The sequence below is a fragment of the Amycolatopsis sp. NPDC005003 genome, assembly GCF_053600695.1.
Genome location: NZ_JBSGAI010000004.1, coordinates 59914 through 82276 on the forward strand (window position 1 = coordinate 59914; position 22363 = coordinate 82276).

A 22363-nucleotide genomic window follows, 5' to 3' on the forward strand; every position below is an offset into this window, starting at 1 on the left:
CTACCGGACGGCCTCAGGCGGCCGCAATCGCCGCGATGCCGGACAGCACGACCGCCGACCCGGCGAGCCGCCGCACCGCGTCACTCTCGCCGAGGACCAGCCACGCGGCGAGGCCGCCGAGCACGATGCTCAGCTCCCGGGCGGGCGCGACCAGGCTGACCGGCGCCATGGTGAGGGCGAACAGCACGAGGATGTAGGCGATCGGCGAAAGGACCGCGACCAGGACGACTTCGCGGCGCTGCTCGCGCCAGATCCGCCGCACTTCGGCGCGATCGGCCAGCGCGCCGGGCACGAGCAGCACGCTCTGCAGGATCGAGCCGAGGCCGAAGTAGACGACCGGCGGCACGCCCAGGCCGGTCACCGAGTGCGCGTCCCAGAGCGTGTAGCCGGCGATGACGGCCCCGGTCAGCAGGCCGTACAGGATCCCGGCTTTGACCGCTCGAGGGTCGTCCGCCTTGCGGCCGGTGCTGATCACCAGCACCCCGGCGACGACCAGGAACGCGCCGAGCAGGCCGAGCGGGCCGGGCCGTTCGCCGAGCACCAGGACGGCGGCCAGCACGGACAGCAGCGGCCCGGTGCCGCGCGCGACGGGGTAGACGACGGAGAGGTCGCCGACGCGGTACCCGCGCTGCAGCACGACGCCGTAGGCGATGTGCAGCAGGGAAGTGACCACGGCGGCGAGCAACCAGCTCCACTGTGGACGGTCGGTTCCGGTGACGAGCAGCACGATCGTGACCGGCAGCAGCAAGACGGCACTGGTGGTGTAGTAGAGCCAGACGAACTGCGTGCCACCGGAGGAAATCCGCTTGGCCACGAGGTTCCACGCGGCGTGCACGACGGCGGCGACGAGGACGAGGGACAGTGCGGTGACGTTCATGGACCCTTTCCTGGGTTTCGCGCACGCGAAAACCGGGTCCTCCAGGCTTTTGCCCCGTCAGATGAACGACCGGCCGTCCGGGCCCGCCGATGGTGCCGCTCGGACCAGCCCCGCCGGCCCTGGTTGTGGGGCTGCTGGTGCGGGCCGGCGACGGAACCCTAGGCACTACCGCCGCCCACCGTACTCCCGCCGCGGGCCCGGCTGTTAGAGTGGACGCTCGCTGCCCGTGCGGCATTCCGTCATGGAGGAAACCCGGTATTTCCGGGGCCACTTCAGCGCGGCGGCGATCTCACCGAGTGAAACAGGAGTTGCCCTATGGCCAACATCAAGTCGCAGATCAAGCGCATCACGACGAACGAGAAGGCGCGTCAGCGCAACCAGGCGATCCGGTCCTCGGTGAAGACCGCGATCCGCAAGGTCCGCGAAGCCGCCGAGGCCGGCGACAAGGCCAAGGCCGCCGAGCTGCAGCGCGACGCCGCCCAGAAGCTGGACAAGGCCGTCTCGAAGGGCGTGATCCACGCCAACCAGGCCGCCAACAAGAAGTCGGCGCTGGCCAAGCGCGTCAACGCGCTCTGAGCTGGTTGATTTCTGGGAAGGCCCCGGCTTCGGCCGGGGCCTTCTTCATGCCCGGCGGGGGCCCCTTTCCGGGCGGTGGGCCTCCGCCCACTCCGAGGACCGCTCGCTCCAGCGCGTAGCCCGGGCGGTGAGTGGTCGCCCTTGGCGGCCGCCACCCCGAGGACCGCGCGCTCCAGCGCGTAGCCCGGGCGGTGAGCGGTCGCCCTTGGCGGCCGCCACCCCGAGGACCGCGCGCTCCAGCGCGTAGCCCGGGCGGTGAGCGGTCGCCCTTGGCGGCTGCCACCCCGAGGACCGCTCGCTCCAGCATGTAGCCCGGCGATCAGCGGTCGCCCTTGGCCGCCGCCACCTCGAGGACCGCTCGCTCCAGCGCGTAGCCCGGGTCCGCCGCCACGCCCTTGACCTCGGCGTTCAGCCGCGCGACCACGCGCATCGCCGTCGCCAGGCCGTCCGGGTTCCAGCCGCGGGACTGACCCTGCGCCTTGCGGATCTTCCACGGCGGCATGCCCAGCTCGCCGGCCAGCTGGTTCGGGTTGCCCCGGCCGGCGCCGGAGACCCGGGCGATCGTGCGGACCGCGTCGGCCAGCGCGTCGGCGACCAGGACGTGCGGGACACCCAGCTGCATCGCCCAGCGCAGCGACTCCAGCGCCGCCGAGCGGTCGCCGCTGACCGCCTTCTCCGCGACCGCGAAGCCGGTCACGTCGGCGCGGCCGCGGTGGTAGCGGCGGACCGCGTCCGCGTCGACGGCGCCACCCGTGTCCGCGACCAGCTGCGTCGCCGCCGAAGAGAGTTCCCGCAGGTCGGAGCCCACGGCGTCGAGGAGGGCGGCGACGCCCGCCGGGTCGATCTTGCCACCCACCCGGCGCACCTCGTGGCGCACGAACTGCTCCCGCTCGGCCGGCTTGGTGAGTTTCGGGCACTCGGTGACCTCGGCGCCGGCCTTCTTCAGCACCGCCGGGAGCGACTTGCCCGCCTTGCTGCGGCCGCCGCCGGTGTGCACGACAACCAGGACGACCCCGTCCGCCGGGTCCTTCAGGTACGCCGCCACGGCGTCCGACAGCTCCTGCGAGATGTCCTGCGCCGACTCGAGGACGATCACCCGGCCCTCGCTGAACAGCGACGGGCTGACCAGTTCGGCCAGCTCAGGCGCTGTGAGATCGGACACCCGGACCCGGGTCAGCTCCGCGGTCGCGTCCGTCGCGCGGGCGGCGGCGAGCGTCTCGCGGACGGCCCGCTCGATCAGCAGTTCTTCCTCACCCAGCACCAGGTGCAGCGGGGCCGGGGCGGTGGCTTGCGCGGTCACCCGGGAATCCTCTCACTTTGCGCTGCCATGCCCCCGCTCCGGTGATGTCGAGCGGCCACCGTGGCACGGGCCGAGCGCGATGTCGTACGGTGTAGCCGAGGCAGCCCGCCCCGGACGATCCGGCGTGCGCGGCACCGACAACCGAATACCGCTCATCCAGAGGGGCAGAGGGAACGGCCCGACGAAGCCCCGGCAACCGGCGTACAGCCTGTCATCCCGCGATCGCGGGATAGCTGACGACCACGGTGCCAATTCCGGCCCGCTTCGGCGGGGCAGATGAGGAAAGGAACCTCGCGATGACCGCCACCCTCGGCACGACCTCCACCACGAAGACCCCGGATCTCGGTCCCGCCGTCGAACTGGTGTCGAAGGAAGAGGGCCACCGGCAGCCGCTCGCTCCGGAGTTCGTCTCCGCCGAAGACTTCTCGCCGCTCGAGGTCGCCTACGACTTCGGCCGCGTCCGGCGCGAGGACATCGAGGCCGGCCCCAAGAACATCTGGCGCTACAAGAAGCTCCTTCCCGTGCCGTCCAACGTCGAGGAGATCCCGAACACCGAGCCGGGCGCGACGCGGCTGGTCCGCGCCGACCGCCTCGCCAAGGAACTCGGCCTCAAGCGCGTGTGGGTCAAGGACGACACCGGCAACCCGACGCACTCGTTCAAGGACCGCGTTGTCGCCGTCGCGCTGGCGGCGGCCCGCGAGTTCGGGTTCGAGGTGCTCGCGTGTCCGTCGACCGGCAACCTGGCCAACGCGACGGCCGCCGCGGCGGCCCGCGCCGGCTGGCGGTCGGTCGTGCTGATCCCCAAGACCCTCGAGCGTGCCAAGATCCTCACCACCGCGGTGTACGACGGCGACCTCCTCGCGATCGACGGCAACTACGACGACGTCAACCGCCTCGCCACCGAGCTCGCCGGCGAGCACCCGAAGTGGGCGTTCGTCAACGTGAACGTCCGGCCGTACTACTCGGAGGGCTCGAAGACGCTGGCCTTCGAGGTCGCCGAGCAGCTCGGCTGGCGGATCCCGCCGCAGATCGTCGTGCCGATCGCCTCCGGTTCGCAGCTGACCAAGGTGGACAAGGGTTTCCGCGAGCTGGGCCAGCTCGGTCTCGTGGAAGCCAGCCCGTACAAGGTGTTCGGCGCGCAGGCCACCGGCTGCTCGCCGGTGTCGGCGGCGTTCCGCGAAGGCCACGACGTGGTCCAGCCGGTGAAGCCGGACACGATCGCCCGTTCGCTGGCGATCGGCAACCCGGCCGACGGCCCGTACGTGCTCGACATCGTCAACCGCACCGGCGGCGCGATCGAGGACGTCTCCGACGAAGAGGTCGTCGAGGGCATCCGCCTGCTGGCCCGCACCGAAGGCATCTTCACCGAGACGGCGGGCGGGGTCACCGTCGCCACGGCGAAGAAGCTGGTCGAGACGGGCAAGCTGGACCCGGACGCCGAGACGGTGCTGCTGATCACCGGCGACGGCCTCAAGACCCTCGACGCGATCGAGAACCACGTGGGCCCCAAGGCCACCCTGCCGCCCTCGGCCGCGGCCGTGAACGAGGCCCTCGGCTACTGAGCGCGGTCCGGGGCGGGCACACCGGCCCGCCCCGGACGCTCGCGAATCGCGCTGACCACTGGCCAACGGCCGGACGGCCCGCCGCTCAGCGGACACGCCGCCCGGCCGCGGAGATCGCACTCACCAGCCGCCCGCAGCGAGCAACCACGGTTCGGCGGTGAAGCCGGGCCTGGCGCAGGGATCGCGCTGACCACGACTCAACCGCGAAGCCGGCCCGCGACCCAGTCGATACGCGGCAGCGCGACCATAGGGACCCACTCACCACCGCCCAGCAGCAACCAGCCACGGTTCGCGCTCACCGCGCCGCCTCCAGCGGGCCGCGGACCTCGCCGCGCGGACGGGCCTTACCGACCAGGCGGCGCGCGGAGCTCGCCTCGGCGAGCACACCGCAGCCTGCCCACGAGGACCTCACTCACCACGACACCGCAGCAAGCAGCCACCACAGTCCAGCGAAGAAGCCGCGCTCACCGCGCCGCCTCCGGTGAGCTGCGGCCGTTGCCGCGCGGGCGGGCCTCAGCGGCGGGGTGGGGCGCGCGGCTCGCCTCGGCGGGCTATTGCCGTTCCGGTGACCACCGCCGTGTCGCCGTCCAGGTCGGTGCGGGTTACTCGTGCGCCGAGCGCCGTCAATGTGTCTATTGTGGATTTACTGGGGTGTCCGTATGTGTTGCCCGCGCCCACGCTGACCAACGCCACCCGTGGGGCCACCGCCGCGAGGAACGCCGGCAACGAATATCTGCTGCCGTGGTGCGGGACTTTCAACACCTCCGCCTTCAGGTCTCCGATGTCGGCCAGCAGGTCTGCCTGAGCCGCGAGTTCGACGTCGCCGGTCAGCAGGGCGCGGCCCGCCTGGGTCTCCGCTCGCAGCACCACCGAGCTGTTGTTGATCGTCGTGCCGTCCTGTGGTTCGGACGAGCGGGCCGGGACGTAGCGGGGGCCGAGGACGTCGATGGCCAGGCCTGGCCAGTCCAGCCGTTCACCCGGGTTCAGCTCCACCAGCGGCACCGCCCGGCGGGCGGCCTCGGCGGCGACCTGCCGCCACGCCCAGCCCGGTGACCGCCCCGGGCCGACGGCGATCGCGCCCACCGCGCGACCGTCGAAGACCGAGGTAAGGCCGCCGATGTGGTCGGCGTGGAGGTGGCTCAGCACCAGCAGCGGGATCCGGTCGACCGCCAGCCGGTGCAGGCATTCGTCGACCGGCCCCGGCTCCGGTCCGGCGTCCACGACCACCGCGCGCCCCGGCTCGGCCGTCGCCAATACGACCGCGTCGCCCTGGCCGACGTCGCATTCGACCATCGCCCAGCTCCGCGGCGGCCACGCCGGCGCCAGCACCCGGACCGGCACGAACACCAGCAGCGCGCCGGCCACCAGCACCGCCATCAGGACCCGCACCCGCCGGTACCGGACCGCGAGCACCAGCACGACGAGGACGGCCGCGGCCAGCAGACCACCCAGCCAGCCACCTGGCCAGGCGATGACCGCACCCGGAGCCCGCGCACCGTGCCGGGCGACGGTGATCAGCCACCGGGCCTCCGGATCGGCCAGGTGCACCAAGACCTTCCCGGCACCCGGCCACCACGGGCCGGTGACGGTCGCCAGCACGCCGAGCACCGTCGCCGGGGCCACCACGGGCGCGGCGAGGACGTTGGTCAGCACCGAAACCAGGCTCACCGAACCCGCCATGCCCGCGAGCACCGGCGCCGTCACCAGGAACGCCGCCAGCGGGATCGCCAGCCCCTCCGCGAACCCCGGCGGGATCCCGCGGCGAACCAGGGCGTCCGCCCAGCGAGGCGCGAGGAGGACCAGCCCACCGGTGGCGCACACGGACAGCGCGAAGCCGAAGTCCGTGGCCATCGCCGGATCCGCCACCACCAGCACGCACACCGCGAACGCCAGCGCCGGCAACGCCGAGCCACGGCGTCCCAGCGCCAGGGCCAGGAGCGCCACGGCGGCCATGACACCCGCGCGCAGCACGCTCGGCTCCGGGCCGACCAGGACGAGGAAGCCGGCCAGGCACCCTCCGGCCGCCGCGGCCGACAGCCGGGGCCCGAGCCGGAGCAGCCGCAACAGGAGCAGCACCGCCCCGCAGACGACCGCCAGATTGCCGCCGCTGACCGCGGTGAGGTGCGCGAGGCCCGCCGAGACGAACTCCTGCTCGACGCGCGGGGACAACCCGCTCGTGTCGCCCAGTACAAGCCCCGGCAGCAGGCCCGCGGGTTCGTCCGGCAGGACCTGGCACAGGTCGTGGAGGCCGGCGCGCAGCCCGGCCGCCGCCCGCTGCCACCACGGCGCCGGGCCGGGCTCCCCCGGCGGGCCGCGCACCGACAGCACGGCCACGGTCAGGTCCGCGCCGCGTGGCGGCATCAGCAGGCCCGTCGCGGTCACCTCTTGGCCTGGCAGCAGCGACGTCCACTGCTCGACCGGGGCCAGGAGCAGCACGCGGCCGGACGAGGAGACCGGCCGCCCGTCGACCGATGCCGTGCGGACGTCGGCCGCGAGGACGACCGACCGGGCGCCGGCTTGCCGATCGGCGTATCCCGCGCTGCGTACGGGCTGCGGGCGTTCGGCGACGACCACCTGCAGGGCAGCCGGCAGCCCTTCGGCGGCGGAAGCGCGCAGCTCGTCACGCTGGGCGTCGCGGATTCGCCAGGCGATCGGCCCGGCGGCCAGGAGGCCCAGGATCAGCAGGGCTGCCGCCGTGTCGCGCACCCGAGGGTGGCCACGGGCGCGCCACAGCACGAGACCGGCCACGACCGTTGCGGCGAGGCCGGTGGCGAGGGCCGTCCACCAGCCGAGGAGCAGGCCGGTCAAGGCCGCCAGCCAGCACGCCGCCGCGGCCGGGACGAGCCGCATGTCCTGCCTGGTGTCGGGTGCGGGGTTGGTGCTCATCGGTCCGCCACCTCCGGAAAGAACTCGCCCACGCCTCCGGAACCGGCCGCCGCCGGCCGCTTTGCCCAGCCGCGAAAGGCATCCGGCGACCGCCGTCTTCTCCTGCGAGCGATCGAGCCTGCCTTCGCGAGGTGCCGACGACGGGCCCGGCCGACACTGCAAGTGCCGGGTGGCAGCGCCCAATTCGACGGCCGCATGTCCTGCTTGTTGTCGATTACCGGGATGGTGCTCATCAGACCGTCACCTGCTCCCGCAGCTTTTCGAACCGGCTTTCGCCGATACCGTCGACGTCCCGCAGTTGCTCCACCTTCGTGAAGCCGCCGTGGTCCGTGCGCCACTGGACGATGCGCTTGGCCATCACCTCTCCCACTCCGGGGAGGGTGTCCAGCTGGTCCGCCGTTGCCGAGTTGAGGTTCAGCTTCCCGCCCGCCGCCGGGGAGCCCGGGTCCGGCTGGGCCGGGATGCCGACCGCCAGCTGCTCGCCGTCCGCGACCTTGCGGGCCAGGTTCAGGGCCGCGATGTCCGCTCCCGGTTCGGGGCCGCCCGCCGCTTTCAGGACGTCCGCCACGCGGGCGCCCTGGGGCACCGTGACCAGGCCCGGTGAGCGGACGCGCCCGATCACGCTGACGACCAGGCCCGCCGGGGGCGCGGCGCGCGCCTCGGCCGCCCGTTTTTCGCTGGGCTGCGCGCTGGGCAGCGCGGGCGGTGACTCGGGTGCCGGAGCACCGCCCACGAACGCGACCGCGCCCAGGACGATCATCACGACCGCCGCGAAGACACCGGCCAGCGCCCACCGGCGGCGGCCCGTACCGGCCGATCCGCCCGGCAGCCAGCGCCGGACCAACCGGCCGCCCGGGCCGACCGTGCTCGCATCGGGCGAGAGCTGGTCGGCCAGCCAGGAGAGCCGGTCGTTGACGGGAGAGCCCGGATCCCGGGCGGACTGCTCGAACACACGATCGACGTTAGGGCCCGCGGGGAGGCGTCCGACAGGGGTGGCGTCGCGTCCTGTGGACAACCGGGGTGTTGTGGATGGATTCCCGGGATCGTTCCCGGGGACGGGCGCTAGCTCCGGACCGTCCGCTGGACGACGACCCCCAGCACCCCGGGACCCGTGTGCGCCCCGATCACCGCACCCAGCTCGGAAACCACGCAGCCCGCCGAGCGCGGCACCGCTTCCTCGAGCCGGTTCGCCAGCTCGACCGCCCGTTCCGGCGACGCGAGGTGGTGGACGGCGAGTTCGACGTCGTCCTCGGCCGCCGCCTGGGCCGCGAGCTCGACCAGGCGCGCGATCGCCCGGTTCATCGTGCGGACCTTCTCCAGCGGCAGGATCCGGCCGTCGGACATGTGCAGCACCGGCTTCACCGCCAGCGCCGTGCCCAGCAGCGCCGCCGCCGGGCCGATCCGGCCGCCGCGGCGCAGGTGTTCCAGGGTCTCCACGACGAACAACGTCGACGAGCAGCCGGCCGCCGTCACCGCGGCGGCTTCGACGTCGGCCGCCGAAGCTCCGTCGGCGGCGGCCGACGCGGCACGCAGCGCGGCGAACCCGAGCCCCATCGCGGTGGTCCGCGAGTCGACGACGCGGACCCGGTCCGGCCCGACTTCCTGCGCGGCGAGCACCGCCGCTTCCCAGGTGCCCGACAGTTCCCTCGACAGGTGGACCGACACGACCGCGTCCGCCCCTTCGGCGAACGCCGCCTGGTACTCCTTGACGAACTCGGTGGGTGTCGGCCGCGACGTCGTGACGATCTTCCGCTGCTTCATCGCCTCCGCGACAGCAGCCGGTCCGGTCTCGACTCCGTCGAGGGAAACCACCCCGTCGACCAGGACGTGCAGGGGCACCACCCGGACCGCGTGCCGTTCGGCGAACCCCTCCGGCAGGTGGGCGGTGGAATCCGTGACTACGGCGACCGACACGCCGTCAGCCTACGTGGCCGGGGGCCAGCGCCGGCGCCATCAACACGGACATCGCCTCGCCCACCGCGGCGTGTCCCGCCCAGCCCCAGTGCATGCCGTCGGCGTTGCCCGCGCCGCTCAGCACGTGCTCCCCCACGACGGCTTCGAGGTCCAGCAACGGAACTCCCGCGCGGGAGCTCCACGCCGCCATCGCCGCCGCCGCTGCCGGGCGCGCGGTGTGCACGCCGCCGTAGGCCGCCGCGCGGTGGACCGACGGCAGCCAGCCGAAGATCGGCAGCTCCGGCCGCAGGACCCGCAGCGCGCCCACGGCGGTGTCGAGGTACTGCACGGTGAGCTTGGCCGGCAGCACCGCGGGCCGGCCGCGCAGCGCCACCGCCAGCCGCGGCTGCGCGGCGAGGTAGGCCTTGCGCACGACGCGCCGCACCGGGTCGGGCCGCAGGTACCGCAGGCCGGTGCGCAGGTAGGTCGGCAACGGCGAGGGCAGCGTGTCCATGCTGCCGATCGCGAACACGACCGCGTCGACGTGGTGCAGATCGGCCCAGACGCGCGGGTCGCCGGTCAGCGACCACCAGGCGTCCCGGGCGTTCCAGCCGATGCCCGCGACCAGGTCGGCGGAGCCACCGAGGGCGGCGGCCGCCACATTGGGCCACAGCCGCGGCTCGTCCGCGGCGCAGGGTCCTTCGGGACCGTGAAAGCTCAGCGAATCGCCGAACACCAGCAGGCGCGGCCCCATCGGCTAGCCGTGCATCCCCGCGTTGTAGGCGTGCAGCCGCCACTTCCCGTCGCGACGGCCCAGTTCGACCCAGTGGCAGTTCGAGATCCCGCCGAGCGACGGCCAGATGCCGACCGGCAGGTCCAGCAGCCGCGCGGTCAGCGCGATGATCAGCCCGCCGTGCGCGGCCAGCAGCACGGTGTCGCCCGCCGCGGCGTTGGCCTGCTGCAGGTCGGTGACGACGTCGCCCGCGCGGTCGGCGACATCGACGCGGCTCTCGCCGCCCGGCGGGGCCCAGGTCGCGTCGGTGCGCCAAAGGTCGCGTTCACCGGGGTAGGCCCGGTCGACTTCCTCGCCGGTGAGGCCCTGCCACTCGCCGAGGTGCGTCTCGCGCAGCCGCTTGTCGATCCGCAGCGGGACGCCGATCGCGTCGGTGAGCACGGTGGCGGTGTCGGTGGCCCGGCGCAGGTCGGAGGCGATGACGAGGTCCGGGGAGAAGCGGGCCAGTGCGGGCACCGCGAACCGGGCCTGGTTCCAGCCGCGCGGGGTCAGCGCCGAATCGAGGTGACCCTGCATCCGCCCGGCGGCGTTGTAGTCCGTCTCGCCGTGGCGCCAGAGCACCAGCCGCCGCGGGCTCACGGGACGTCCGGGTCCTCGTCGGCGGGTGGCTCCTCGAGGCCGGCCACCTCGATGCGCGGGCAGTCCTTCCAGAGCCGCTCGAGGCCGTAGAACGTGCGCTCTTCGACGTGCTGGACGTGCACGACGACGTCGACGTAGTCGAGCAGCACCCAGCGCCCCTCGCGGGCGCCTTCGCGGCGGACCGGCTTGTGGCCGCTCTCCCGCAGTTTCTCCTCGACGTTGTCGACGATCGCGCCGACCAGGCGCTCGTTGGACGCGGAGGCGATGACGAAGGCGTCGGTGATGACGAGCTGTTCGGACACGTCCAGCACGACGACGTCGCTGGCCTTCTTGTCCGCCGCCGCGTGGGCGGCCGCTACGGCCAGCTCTCGAGCCTCGGACGTGGCTGCCACGGTGCTCCTTTTCCAGATCGGGTTCGCCCGAGAAGGGTACCCGCAGGCACCGACGGTGGTTCAGTCGCTCTTCCGGTACAGGTCCTTTTTGGCGATGTAGCGGACGACGCCGTCGGGAACGAGGTACCAGACCGGCTCCCCGCGGCCGACGCGATCGCGGCAGCCGGTGGACGAAATGGCCATCGCGGTCACCTCGACGAGGCTCACCTTGCCGCTGGGCAGGTGGTGGGAGTTGAGCCGGTACCCGGGGCGCGTGACACCGATGAAGTGCGCGAAGTCGAACAGCTCGTCGGCCTTGTGCCAGGTCAGGATCTGTTCGAGCGCGTCCGCGCCGGTGATGAAGAACAGCTCGTCTTCGGGGTACTCGGCGTGCAGGTCGCGGAGGGTGTCGACGGTGTAGGTGGGGCCGCCGCGGTCGATGTCCACGCGGCTGACGGAGAAGACCGGGTTGGACGCGGTCGCGATCACCGTCATCAGGTAGCGGTCCTCGGCCTTGGTCACCTCGCGGGCCGTCTTCTGCCACGGCTGCCCGGTGGGGACGAAGATCACTTCGTCGAGCCCGAACCGGGACTGGACCTCGCTGGCCGCGACGAGGTGGCCGTGGTGCACGGGGTCGAAGGTGCCGCCCATGACCCCGATCCGCCGTGGTGACATGACCGGAGAGCCTATAAGGCCGGACGCCCGGCGGCCTGGTGCTCTTCACCACCTCGCCCGACCGGGCAAAGCCTGTGATTCAGGTCACAATACCGCCCGTATGCGTCACTAACCCTCCGTTCGCGGCACCGCCGATTCCCGTTCTGTCGGTGTGATGGGGTAGACGTGGGGACGTGGACACGACCAGCACCACCTCAGCCCTCCGCGACCGCGCCGAGACCCTCCTCCGGGCACTGGCCGGCGATGCGGCGAAGCTGCGCGAAGACCAATGGACGGCCATCGAGGCCTTGGTCGCGCAGCGGCGCCGCGCGCTGGTCGTGCAGCGCACCGGGTGGGGCAAGTCGGCGGTGTACTTCCTGGCCACGGCGTTGCTGCGCGAGCAGGGCAGCGGGCCGACGGTCATCGTCTCGCCCCTGCTGGCGCTGATGCGCAACCAGATCTCGGCGGCGGCGCGCGCCGGGATCCACGCGGCGACGATGAACTCCGCGAACCCGCAGGAGTGGGACCAGGTCCAGGCGTCGGTCGCGGCCGGCGAGGTGGACGTCCTGCTGGTCAGCCCCGAACGGCTGAACAACCCGGACTTCCGCGACAACGTGCTGCCGAAGCTGACCGCGAGCACCGGCCTGCTGGTGGTCGACGAGGCGCACTGCATTTCGGACTGGGGCCACGACTTCCGGCCCGACTACCGGCGCCTGCGCACCCTGCTGGGCGACCTCCCGGACGGCGTGCCGGTGCTGGCGACGACGGCGACCGCGAACGACCGCGTGGTCACCGACGTCGCCGAGCAGCTGGGCCTCGGCACCGGGGCCGACACGCTGGTCCTGCGCGGCAGCCTCGACCGGGAAAGCCTGCGGCTGTCGGTGTGCCGGCTGCCGACCTCGCAGGCGCGGCTGGCCTGGCTCGCGGAGCACCTGGCCGAGCTGCCGGGGTCCGGGATCATCTACTGCCTGACCGTGGCGGCGGCGCACGACGTCGCTTCGCTGCTGAAGGACCGCGGCTACCCGGTGGCGGCCTACACCGGCAAGACCGACCCGGCCGACCGGCAGGCGGCCGAGGACGACCTGCTCGGCAACCGGGTCAAGGCCCTGGTCGCGACGTCCGCGCTGGGCATGGGATTCGACAAGCCGGACCTCGGGTTCGTCGTGCACCTCGGCGCGCCGTCGTCGCCGATCGCCTACTACCAGCAGGTCGGCCGCGCCGGGCGTGGCGTGGAGCGCGCCGAGGTGGTGCTCCTGCCCGGCGAGGAGGACAAGGCGATCTGGGCGTACTTCGGGTCTCTGGCCTTCCCGGACGAGCTACGGGTGACACAGGTGCTGAACACTCTCTCCTACGCCGACCGTCCACTGTCGACGGCCGCGCTGGAGCCGTCGGTCGAGCTTTCCCGGTCCCGGCTCGAAATGGTGCTCAAGGTGCTGGACGTCGACGGCGCGGTGCGGCGCGTCAAGGGCGGCTGGACCAGCACGGGCGAGGAGTGGCAGTACGACCGCGGGCGCTACCGGCGGGTCGCGGAGGCGCGCGACCGCGAACAGGAGGCGATGCTCGGCTACCTCGCCACCGGCGGCTGCCGGATGGAGTACCTGCGCCGCCAGCTCGACGACCCCGAGGCGGCGCCGTGCGGGCGGTGCGACAACTGCACCGGGCAGCACTGGGACACGACGGTGGCCGACGACGTCGCCGAGGCGACCCGCGAACGGCTGCAGCGGCCGGGCGTCGAGGTCGCGCCGCGGAAGCAATGGCCCACCGGGATGTCCTCTTTGGACGTTCCGGTGTCCGGGCGGATCTCGGCCGACGACCAGGCCGAGCCGGGCCAGGTGCTCGGGCGGCTCACCGACGTCGGCTGGGGCAACCGGCTGCGGGAACTGGTGGGGCCGCAGGCGAAGGACGCCGAGGTACCGGACTCGGTGTTCAAGGCGTGCGTCCAGGTGCTCGCCGGGTGGCAGTGGGCGCAACGGCCGGTCGCGGTGGTCGCCGTCCCGTCGGAGACGCGGCCGCAGCTCGTGTACAGCCTGGCGACCCGGCTGGCCGAGATCGGCAGGCTGGACTTCCTCGGCGCGCTCGACGCCGAGGGGCCACCACCACGTCAGGCGAACAGCGCGCAGCGGCTGGCCGACCTGTGGCGGCGGCTGAGCATGCCGGCCGACCTCGCGGGAGTGCTGCCGTCCGGGCCGGTGCTGCTGGTGGACGACGTCATCGACACCGGCTGGACCATGACGCTGGCCGCGCGGCTGCTGCGGCGGGCCGGGGCGCCCGCGGTGCTGCCGTTCGCGCTGGCCAGCACGGCGTAAGGGAGGGGAGAACACGAAGCCGGGCGAGTCGGGATCTTTCGCACTGCGAAGGAATGTGGCAAAGTCCCGTTCCACCTTCGGGTGACGTGGAGGCCGCCATGACCGAATCCGCCGTCCAGGTTTCGCAGCGCCACCGGCTGCCGGTGCGCAAGCTGTTCGCCGCCAGTGCCGGGAACGCGCTGGAGTGGTTCGACTGGACGATCTACGCGACGTTCAGCATCTACTTCGCCAGTGCGTTCTTCCCCGCGGGGAACGACACGCTCGCCCTGATCAACACCTTCGCCACCTACGCGCTGGCGTTCTTCTTCCGCCCGCTGGGCGGGGTGCTGCTCGGGCGCTTCGCGGACACGCGCGGGCGGAAGCCGGCCATGATCCTCACCATCCTGCTCATGGCGGGCGGGTCGGTGGCGATCGGGCTGCTGCCGACGTTCGCGCAGGTGGGCTGGCTCGCGCCGATCCTGCTGCTGCTCGCCCGGGTCGCGCAGGGGCTGTCACTCGGCGGTGAGGTGTCGAACGCGTCGGCCTACCTGGGCGAGATCGCGCCACCGGAGCGGCGCGGGCGGTACTCGGCGTTCTTCTACATCTCGACCGGCTCGGCGGTGCTCGTCGCGACCGTGCTCGGCTTCGTGCTGGCCCGCGCGCTGGACAAGGCCCAGCTGACGTCGTGGGGCTGGCGGCTGCCGTTCCTGCTGGGCGGCGTCTTCGGCCTGGTCGGGCTGTGGCTGCGCCGCAGCCTCGCCGAGACCGAGCTGTTCGAGCAGACGAAGGCCAAGGCGCGCAAGATCGAACGGCCGCTGCTGACCACGCTGACCCAGCACCCGAAGGCCGTCGGCCGGCTCGTCGGCTTCACCATGCTGTCGACCCTTTGCTACTACACGTTCTTCAGCGCGCTGACGTCGTTCGCGGTGAAGAACCGGCACGCCGACGCCGACGCCGTCTTCCTCGCGCTTTCGGTCGGCACGGCGTTGTTCATCGCGCTGCAGTACCCGATGGGCGCCCTCGCGGACCGGCTCGGCCGCAAGCCGCAGCTGCTGGTCTGGTCCGGGGTGACGGCGGTGGTCGTCGTGCCACTGTCCACTTTGATCGGCCCGAACGTCGGCGGGCTGCTCGTGGTGTTCTGCGTCGGGCTCGGGCTGTACACGGCGATGACGTCGATCGCGCCGGCCATCATGAGCGAGCTGTTCCCCACCGAACTGCGCGGGCTGGGGATCGGCGCCTGGTACAACCTGACCGTCGCGATCTTCGGCGGCACCGCTCCCCTGCTCATCACCCTGTTCGGCACCGTTTCGCAAACGCTCTACTTCTGGTACGTCGCCGTGGGCGCAGCGATCGCCTTCGCGGTGATCCTCACGCTGCCCGAGACCAAGGGCAGCGAGCTGCGGTAAACCCTTCGTCATCGGCCGGTCACGCTCGCTACGCTGCGGGCTTCCCCTGACCGAGCCGAAGGAGGGACACCGTGCAGCAGACCGCCGACGTCACCGAGGAGCTGGCGCGCCGCGTGGTGACCGCCGCCGGCCGGGTGCTGGACGTCGAACTGGCGCCGGAGCAGGCGCTCGTGCAGGCGTCGCCGCGCGAAGGCGTCGACTACCAGGCCAACCTCGCGATGAGCTTGGGCAAGCAGCTCGGCCGGCCGCCGCGTGAGGTCGCCGGGCTGATCGCCGGGGCACTGGAACTCGACGGGATCGCCGATCGGCCGGAAGTCGCCGGGCCGGGCTTCCTGAACTTCCTGCTGCGCAAGGAATGGCTCGAAAGCCGGACCGCCGCGCTACTCGGCGACCCGCGCCTCGGGGTGCCGGAAACCCCGGCGCCGCGGCGGATCGCGCTGGACTACAGCAGCCCGAACGTCGCCAAGGAGATGCACGTCGGGCACCTGCGCACGACGGTCATCGGCGACGCCCTCGCCCGGCTGCTGCGGTTCGCCGGACACGAAGTGCTGCCGCACAACCACCTCGGCGACTGGGGCACGCCGTTCGGCATGCTCATCGAGCACCTGCTCGACGTCTCGGCCGGCCAAAGCGCCATCGCCGATCTCGACACCTTCTACCGCGAAGCGCGCCGGAAGTTCGACAGCGACGACGCGTTCGCGACTCGTGCGCGCGAGCGGGTGGTGTTGCTGCAAAGCGGCGACGAAGAGACGCTCGGCGTCTGGCGGGAGCTGATCGCCGAGTCGACACGGCATTTCAACGAGGTCTACGCGCTGCTCGGGGTGGCGTTGACGGACAAGGACATCTACGGCGAGAGCTTCTACAACCCGTACCTCGCCGACGTGGTCGAAGACCTCGGGAAAGCGGGACTGACCGAGATCAGCGACGGCGCGGTCTGCGTGTTCCCCGAAGGGTTCCGCAACCGCGAAGGCGACCGGCTGCCGCTGATCGTCCGGAAACGCGACGGCGGCTACGGCTACGCGGCGACCGACCTGGCCACCGCCCGGTACTGGACGGCCGAACGCGGCGCGACCGACCTGCTCTACGTCGTCGGAGCCCCGCAGGCGCAGCACTTCGCGATGGTGTTCGCCGTCTGCCGCGCCGCCGGCTGGCTGACCGGGCACGCCGAGCACATCGGCTTCGGCACGGTGCTGGGCGCCGACGGCAAGACCATGCGGACCAGGTCCGGCGACACGGTCAAGCTCGCCGACCTGCTCATCGAAGCCGTCTCGCAGGCCGCCGCGGTCGTCGCCGAGCGCAGTGAGCTCGACGCGGCCGGGCAAGCCGAGGTCGCCCGGGCGGTCGGCATCGGCGCGGTCAAGTACGCCGACCTGTCCGGTGACCGCGAGCGCGACTACCTCTTCGCCTGGGACCGGATGCTCGCCAAGGAGGGCAACACCTCGGTGTACCTCCAGTACGCGCACGCGCGGACGCGGTCGATCCTCCGCAAGGCGGGCGGCGAGCCCGGCGGGGCGGAGATCCTGTTGGAAGCGCCGGCGGAGCGGGCGTTGGCGCTGAAGCTGCTCAGGTTCGGCGAAGCATTGAGGGCGGCGACAAGCGCCTACGCGCCGCACAAGCTCTGTACGTACCTCTACGAGACCGCCGTCGCTTTTTCGCGGTTCTTCGAGGAATGCCCGGTTCTGAAGGCTGCTTCGCCGGAGCTGCGCGCGTCACGGCTGAGGTTGACTACGCTGACGTCGAACACGCTCGCGCTCGGGCTTTCCCTGCTCGGCATCGAAGCACCCGACCAGCTCTAGCGGGAGACCACTGTGGAACTGCCCGGCGACCTGCTCGCTCTGCTGCGCGAGCCCAGCCTGTGCTTCCTGTCGACGGTGATGCCGGACGGTTCGCCGCAGCTCACCCAGACGTGGGTGGACACCGACGGCACGCACATCCTCGTCAACACGGTGCTGGGCCACCAGAAGCAGCGCAACATCGCGCGTGACCCGCGAGTGGCGCTCAACGTCGCCGACCGCGACCGGCCGTCGCGCTACTACGCGATCCGCGGACGGGTTCTCGACGTGACCGAGGACGGCGCGGCCGAGCACATCGAGGAGCTTGCGCAGCGCTACCTCGGCGGCCCGTACCCGTGGTGGGGCGGCCGCGACCAGACGCGGTTGCTGCTCACGATCAAAGCGGACCGGATCACGTCGTGATCATCGTCGCCGGCTGGCTAGCCGTGGCGCCCGAAGACCGGGCCGCTTACCTCGACAGCTGCGCCGAAGCCGTCCGGCTCGCGCGGGAGGCGCCCGGCTGCCTGGAGTACGCGCTGGGCGCCGACCTGCTCGACGCCGGCCGGATCACGGTGTACGAGCGCTGGGAGTCCGATGCGGACCTCGAGCGGTTCCGCGGGTCCGGGCCGTCGGGTGAGCAGGCCGCGCGGATCCTCGACGCGTCGGTGGCGCGCTACCGGATCTCGGCGGTCGAGGCGCCGTGACCCGCCAGTAGCGTCACCAGTTCGCCGGCCAGGCCGCGGCCGATCGGCTCCCGCGTCGCGAGGAGCCGGTACCAGAGCGTGCCGAAGACGACGTCGATGACCGTGCCGGGCGCGACGCCGGCGGGCAGTTCGCCGCGCTCGCGGGCGCGGTCGACGATCGTGCCCAGCGCTTCGCGGCGGCGGTACAGGAAGTCCTCGCGGAAGCGGTTGCCGAACTCCGGGTCGATCTGGGCTTGGGCCATCAGCGCCCGGAGCGTGTCCGCGACCTGGTTGTTCTCCCCCAGCTCGAACGTGCTGCCCAGGAAGTGCCCGAGGTCGGCGCCGAACGAGCCCGCGTCGGGGATCGGGATCTGCAGGTCGGCCTTCGTCGCGAGCGCGTCGAGCAGGACGTCGGCCTTCGAAGGCCACCAGCGGTAGATCGTCTGCTTGCCGACGCCCGAGCGCGCGGCGATCCCTTCGACGGTCAGCGCGCCGTAGCCGGACTCCGCGACCAGGTCGAGCGTCGCGGCAAGGATCGCCAGCCGGCTCTGCTCACTGCGCTTGCGGCCGGGGCGGGACTGGTCGGTCATGGGATCCGATGGTAGCGTCTATTTCGAAACGAGACGTACCGGTTCGAAATGAGGAACAAGCATGAGCATCGCTCTCGTGGCCGGCGGCACTTCGGGCATCGGCCTGGCGACCGCGCGGCGGCTGCAGCAGCGGGGATACGACGTCCACGTCACCGGACGCGGCAAGGAGCGCCTCGACGACGTCGCGGCGAGCGACCCGGAGCTGACCGGGCACCAGGCCGACGGCGGAGATGCCGGGGCGATGGCCTCGCTGGCCGAGTCGCTCGGGACGGTCGACGTGCTGGTGGTGAGCCTGTCCGGCGCCGAAGGGATGGGGCCGATCGAGGCGCTGGACCTCGCGATGCTGCGGCGGGCGTTCGACGCGAAGTTCTGGGCACACCTGACGACGATCCAGGCCGTGCTGCCGCACCTGGCCGCGGACGGGTCGATCACGCTGCTCAGCGCGATCACGGCCCGGGCGGCGATGGCCGGCACGGCCGGGATCGGCGCCATCAACGCGGCGGTCGAAGCGCTGGTCAAACCCCTGGCGGTGGAGCTGGCGCCGCGGCGGGTGAACGCGGTGTCGCCGGGCGTGGTCGACACGGCGTGGTGGAGCGGCTTCCCGGCGGAGATGCGGGAGGGGTTCTTCGCGCAGGCGGCGGCTTCGATCCCGGCCCGCCGGGTCGCGACCGCGGACGACGTGGCGGAAGTGGTGACGCTGGCGGCGACGAACCGGAACCTGACCGGCACGGTCCTGGAAGCCGACGGCGGCGCCCGCCTGGTCTCACTGGGCTGAGAGGTCGCACTTTCACGTGAAAGTGCGACCTGGGGCGTGGGTCAGCGGCGGAGGGGGACGAGGTCGTCGGCGTGGACGACCTCTCTCCGCTGCTCCTCCGGGAGCTCGGGGGTTGAGCGGCCGATCAGGTCCGGGAGCTCGGTCGCGTCGAACGCCACCACTCCGCGGGCCACCGGGCGGTCCTTCGCGTCGACCAGGTCGACCACGTCGCCGGCCTGGAACTCGCCGTCCACGCCGGTGATGCCCGCGGCCAGGAGGGACCGGCGGCGGCGGACCACCGCGGTCACCGCGCCGTCGTCGAGGCGGAGCCTGCCCGTGGTGTCCGCCGCGTACCCCAGCCAGAAGCGACGGGCGGACAGGCGGGTGTCCGCCGGGGCGAACGCCGTGCCCGGGGAAGCCGAGGTCAGCGCCGCCGAGGCTTCCGAAGCCGCCGCCAGCAGCACCGGGATGCCCGCTCCGGCCGCCGTGCGGGCGGCCGCCAGCTTGGACACCATGCCGCCCGTTCCCAGGCCGGAGCTGGACATGCCGACCGAGATCCCGTCCACATCGGACTCCGACAGGACCTCCGTCAGCTTGCGGGTCGCGCCGCCGCGGGGGTCGCCGTCGTACAGGCCGTCCACATCGGACAGCAGGACCAGCGCGTCCGCGCCGATCAGGTGCGCCACCAGGGCCGCCAGGCGGTCGTTGTCGCCGAAGCGGATTTCCTCGGTCGCCACCGTGTCGTTCTCGTTGACCACCGGGACCGCGCCCAACGCCAGCAAGCGCGAAAACGTCCGCTGGGCGTTGCGGTAGTGCGACCGGCGGACGACGTCGTCGGACGTCAGCAGCACCTGACCGACCGTCAGCGAGTACCGGCCGAACGACTCGGCGTACGCGTGGGCCAGCGCCAGCTGCCCGACGCTCGCCGCCGCCTGCTGGGTCGCCAGGTCACGCGGGCGCTTGCCCAGCGAGAGCGGGGCCAGCCCGGCGCCGATCGCACCCGAGGACACCAGGACGATCTGGGTCTCCCGGGCGACGCGCTCGGCGATCGCGTCGACCAGCGCGTCCAAGCGGGCCACGTCGAGCCCGCTGCCCGCCGTCGTCAGCGCCGACGAGCCGACCTTGACCACCAACCGGCGAGCCGCAGCGATCGCCTCGCGAGTGCCGCTCACGCGTCGAGGTCCAGCTCGTCTTCGTCCTCGCCGGTGCCGTCGCGGCGGATCCGGCGGGCCTCCTTGCGCTCGGCCGCGCCGACCCGGTCGGTGCGCTCCAGCCGGACGTCGGTGCCGCGCCCGGACAGGTGGACCGCCACCGAAGGCGTCGACGGCTCCCACTCGAACTGCACGTCGCCGATGGTGACCGGGCTGCCCGGCTTCGCGCCGAGCTTCGCCAGCTCGTCTTCGACGCCGAGGCGGTTGAGCCGGTCGGCGAGGTAGCCGACGGCCTCGTCGTTGCCGAAGTCGGTCTGGCGGATCCAGCGCTCCGGACGCGCGCCGCGGATGATGAACGCGCCCTCTTCCTCCGGGTCGACCTCGACGGTGAAACCGGAGTCGTCGACGGCCAGCGGCCGCAGGACGATCTTCTCCGGCTCCAGCACCGGCTGCGCCTCGCGGTACTTCTCGACGATGGCGGCCAACGCGAACGTCAGCTCGCGCAAACCCTTGCGCGAAGCCGTCGAAACCTCGAAGACCTGCAGGCCGCGAGCCTCGAAGTCGGGGCGGACGAACTCGGCGAGCTCGGCCGCCTCCGGGACGTCGATCTTGTTCAGCACGACCACGCGCGGACGTTCTTCGAGCTTTCCGCCGAGACTCGGCGTGTACTTGGCGAGCTCCGTCTCCAGAGCGTCCACATCGGACAGCGGGTCGCGGCCGGGCTCCAGCGTCGCGCAGTCGACGACGTGCACCAGCACCGCGCAGCGCTCGATGTGGCGGAGGAAGTCGAGGCCCAGGCCCTTGCCCTCGGACGCGCCGGGGATGAGGCCGGGCACGTCGGCCATCGTGAACACCGTGTCGCCGCCGGTGATGACGCCGAGGTTCGGCACCAGCGTGGTGAACGGGTAGTCGGCGATCTTCGGCTTGGCCGCCGACAGCACCGAGATCAGCGACGACTTGCCGGCGGACGGGAACCCGAGCAGGCCGACGTCGGCGACCGAGCGCAGCTCCAGGGTCAGGCTGCGGGCCTCACCCGGCTCGCCCAGCAGGGCGAACCCGGGGGCCTTGCGGGCCTTCGACGCCAGCGCGGCGTTGCCGAGCCCGCCGCGGCCGCCCTGGGCGGCGACGAACGTGGTGCCCGGGCCGATCAGGTCGGCGACCATCTCGCCGTCTTCGGTGAACACGACGGTGCCGGACGGCACCTTCATCACCAGCGTCTCCCCTGCCGCGCCGGCGCGGTTGCTGCCCTGGCCCATCTTGCCGTTGCCGGCCTTGGCGTGCGGGCGGAAGTGGAAGTCGAGCAGGGTGTGCACGTTCGGGTCGACGACCAGCAGGACGTCGCCGCCGTTGCCGCCGTTGCCGCCGTCGGGGCCGCCGAGGGGCTTGAACTTCTCGCGGTGCACCGAGGCGCAGCCGTTGCCCCCGTCACCGGCGGTCAGGTGGATGACCGCGCGGTCCACGAACCGGGACGCCATGACTTGCCTCTTTCACTCGCGAACAGGGGTACAAAAAACAAAACGAGGGGTGGCACCGGATATTCCGGCCCCACCCCTCGTCAGAGGTCTAGACAGAAGCCGAAGACTCAGGCTTCCGACGGCACGATGTTGACCGTCTTGCGGCCACGCTTCTCGCCGAACTGGACCGCACCGGCGGCCAGGGCGAACAGCGTGTCGTCGCCGCCACGGCCGACGTTCACGCCGGGGTGGAACTTGGTGCCGCGCTGGCGGATCAGGATCTCGCCGGCGTTGACTTCCTGGCCGCCGAAGCGCTTGACGCCGAGGCGCTGCGCGTTCGAGTCACGACCGTTGCGGGAGCTGGACGCACCCTTCTTGTGAGCCATAGCTCAGTCCTCTTTCTAACGAAGATCCGGAGAAACCCTTACAGGGAGATGGCGGTGACCTCGACGCGGGTCAGCTTCTGCCGGTGACCCTGGCGCTTGTGGTAGCCCGTCTTGTTCTTGAACTTGTGGATCCGGATCTTCGGACCCTTGGTCTGCTCGACGACCTTGCCGGTGACCGAGACCTTCGCCAACGCGTCGGCGTCCGTGGTGACCTCGCCACCGTCGACGTACAGAACGGCGGGGAGGATGTGCTCGGTGCCCGGCTTGCCCTCGAGCTTCTCGACCTCGACCACGTCGCCGACGGCCACCTTGTACTGCTTGCCGCCGGTCTTGACGATCGCGTACGCCGACACGGAAGTCTCCTGCATTACTCGACAATGGGTGGGGGCTC

22 protein-coding genes and 1 riboswitch are annotated in these 22363 nt (G+C 72.1%); of the genes, 8 read left to right on the forward strand and 14 right to left on the reverse strand.

The window, feature by feature from the left end:
* Positions 1–13: 13 nt before the first annotated feature.
* Entirely contained in the window at positions 14–877 is an 864-nt protein-coding gene (locus ACWED2_RS06175; protein WP_449689361.1) for a DMT family transporter, read from the reverse strand.
* Between the two features lie 315 nt (positions 878–1192).
* Between ACWED2_RS06175 and rpsT the strand changes: the two genes are divergently transcribed.
* Positions 1193–1453 carry a 30S ribosomal protein S20 gene (gene rpsT / locus ACWED2_RS06180; RefSeq protein WP_091316168.1) on the forward strand — a complete coding sequence of 87 codons (261 nt, stop codon included), beginning with the start codon at positions 1193–1195 and terminating at the stop codon, positions 1451–1453.
* Positions 1454–1772: 319 nt separating this feature from the next.
* On the opposite strand, the gene holA is transcribed toward rpsT, so the two are convergent.
* Positions 1773–2753 (reverse strand): DNA polymerase III subunit delta, encoded by a 981-nt coding sequence (gene holA / locus ACWED2_RS06185; RefSeq protein WP_449689362.1) that lies wholly within the window; start codon positions 2751–2753, stop codon positions 1773–1775.
* A 149-nt stretch (positions 2754–2902) separates the two neighbouring features.
* Positions 2903–3036, forward strand: a riboswitch (SAM riboswitch).
* A gap of 13 nt (positions 3037–3049) precedes the next feature.
* On the opposite strand from holA, the gene thrC reads away from it, so the two are divergent.
* Positions 3050–4315: a threonine synthase gene (gene thrC / locus ACWED2_RS06190; RefSeq protein ID WP_033261177.1), complete on the forward strand. Its 1266-nt coding sequence runs from the start codon at positions 3050–3052 to the stop codon at positions 4313–4315.
* 513 nt (positions 4316–4828) lie between these two features.
* Here thrC and ACWED2_RS06195 read toward each other — a convergent pair.
* From ACWED2_RS06195 to nadD, 7 genes are all read right to left on the reverse strand, one after another.
* The gene (locus ACWED2_RS06195; protein WP_449689363.1) at positions 4829–7201 is read right to left on the reverse strand and encodes a ComEC/Rec2 family competence protein; all 2373 of its coding nucleotides are present in this window, start codon (positions 7199–7201) and stop codon (positions 4829–4831) included.
* A 232-nt stretch (positions 7202–7433) separates the two neighbouring features.
* A complete protein-coding gene (locus ACWED2_RS06200; RefSeq protein WP_449689364.1) occupies positions 7434–8153 on the reverse strand; it encodes a helix-hairpin-helix domain-containing protein in 720 nt (239 codons plus the stop codon).
* 110 nt (positions 8154–8263) lie between these two features.
* Positions 8264–9115 carry a DegV family protein gene (locus ACWED2_RS06205; RefSeq protein WP_449689365.1) on the reverse strand — a complete coding sequence of 284 codons (852 nt, stop codon included), beginning with the start codon at positions 9113–9115 and terminating at the stop codon, positions 8264–8266.
* Positions 9116–9119: 4 nt separating this feature from the next.
* Positions 9120–9848 (reverse strand): diglucosylglycerate octanoyltransferase, encoded by a 729-nt coding sequence (gene octT, locus ACWED2_RS06210; protein ID WP_449689366.1) that lies wholly within the window; start codon positions 9846–9848, stop codon positions 9120–9122.
* 3 nt (positions 9849–9851) lie between these two features.
* Positions 9852–10466 carry a histidine phosphatase family protein gene (locus ACWED2_RS06215; RefSeq protein ID WP_449689367.1) on the reverse strand — a complete coding sequence of 205 codons (615 nt, stop codon included), beginning with the start codon at positions 10464–10466 and terminating at the stop codon, positions 9852–9854.
* A complete protein-coding gene (gene rsfS / locus ACWED2_RS06220) occupies positions 10463–10858 on the reverse strand; it encodes a ribosome silencing factor (RefSeq protein WP_003067112.1) in 396 nt (131 codons plus the stop codon). Before rsfS ends, ACWED2_RS06215 begins: the two co-directional genes overlap by 4 nt.
* Positions 10859–10918: 60 nt before the next feature.
* Positions 10919–11488: a nicotinate-nucleotide adenylyltransferase gene (nadD, locus tag ACWED2_RS06225; protein WP_449689579.1), complete on the reverse strand. Its 570-nt coding sequence runs from the start codon at positions 11486–11488 to the stop codon at positions 10919–10921.
* Positions 11489–11685: 197 nt separating this feature from the next.
* Between nadD and ACWED2_RS06230 the strand changes: the two genes are divergently transcribed.
* The 5 genes from ACWED2_RS06230 to ACWED2_RS06250 all read left to right on the forward strand — a co-directional run bounded on the left by ACWED2_RS06230 (position 11686) and on the right by ACWED2_RS06250 (position 17658).
* Positions 11686–13797: a RecQ family ATP-dependent DNA helicase gene (locus ACWED2_RS06230; protein ID WP_449689368.1), complete on the forward strand. Its 2112-nt coding sequence runs from the start codon at positions 11686–11688 to the stop codon at positions 13795–13797.
* Positions 13798–13895: 98 nt separating this feature from the next.
* On the forward strand, positions 13896–15182 hold the full coding sequence (locus ACWED2_RS06235; RefSeq protein WP_449689369.1) for an MFS transporter: 1287 nt from the start codon (positions 13896–13898) through the stop codon (positions 15180–15182).
* Between the two features lie 71 nt (positions 15183–15253).
* Positions 15254–16978, forward strand: a complete 1725-nt coding sequence (gene argS / locus ACWED2_RS06240) for an arginine--tRNA ligase (protein WP_449689370.1) — start codon at positions 15254–15256, stop codon at positions 16976–16978.
* 12 nt (positions 16979–16990) lie between these two features.
* Entirely contained in the window at positions 16991–17377 is a 387-nt protein-coding gene (locus ACWED2_RS06245) for a PPOX class F420-dependent oxidoreductase (protein ID WP_449689371.1), read from the forward strand.
* A complete protein-coding gene (locus ACWED2_RS06250; protein WP_449689372.1) occupies positions 17374–17658 on the forward strand; it encodes a putative quinol monooxygenase in 285 nt (94 codons plus the stop codon). Before ACWED2_RS06245 ends, ACWED2_RS06250 begins: the two co-directional genes overlap by 4 nt.
* On the opposite strand, the gene ACWED2_RS06255 is transcribed toward ACWED2_RS06250, so the two are convergent.
* Positions 17628–18227: a TetR/AcrR family transcriptional regulator gene (locus ACWED2_RS06255; protein ID WP_449689373.1), complete on the reverse strand. Its 600-nt coding sequence runs from the start codon at positions 18225–18227 to the stop codon at positions 17628–17630. The genes ACWED2_RS06250 and ACWED2_RS06255 overlap by 31 nt on opposite strands.
* Positions 18228–18288: 61 nt before the next feature.
* Between ACWED2_RS06255 and ACWED2_RS06260 the strand changes: the two genes are divergently transcribed.
* Positions 18289–19002 carry an SDR family oxidoreductase gene (locus tag ACWED2_RS06260; protein ID WP_449689374.1) on the forward strand — a complete coding sequence of 238 codons (714 nt, stop codon included), beginning with the start codon at positions 18289–18291 and terminating at the stop codon, positions 19000–19002.
* A gap of 41 nt (positions 19003–19043) precedes the next feature.
* Here ACWED2_RS06260 and proB read toward each other — a convergent pair whose 3' ends face one another.
* The 4 genes from proB to rplU form a co-directional block, all read right to left on the reverse strand.
* Positions 19044–20153, reverse strand: coding sequence for a glutamate 5-kinase (gene proB, locus ACWED2_RS06265; RefSeq protein WP_449689375.1), 1110 nt, complete (start codon positions 20151–20153; stop codon positions 19044–19046).
* A complete protein-coding gene (gene obgE / locus ACWED2_RS06270; RefSeq protein ID WP_449689376.1) occupies positions 20150–21607 on the reverse strand; it encodes a GTPase ObgE in 1458 nt (485 codons plus the stop codon). Before obgE ends, proB begins: the two co-directional genes overlap by 4 nt.
* A 107-nt stretch (positions 21608–21714) precedes the next feature.
* Positions 21715–21972: a 50S ribosomal protein L27 gene (rpmA, locus tag ACWED2_RS06275; protein ID WP_086846674.1), complete on the reverse strand. Its 258-nt coding sequence runs from the start codon at positions 21970–21972 to the stop codon at positions 21715–21717.
* Between the two features lie 38 nt (positions 21973–22010).
* Entirely contained in the window at positions 22011–22325 is a 315-nt protein-coding gene (rplU, locus tag ACWED2_RS06280; protein WP_043777828.1) for a 50S ribosomal protein L21, read from the reverse strand.
* Positions 22326–22363 lie beyond the last annotated feature (38 nt).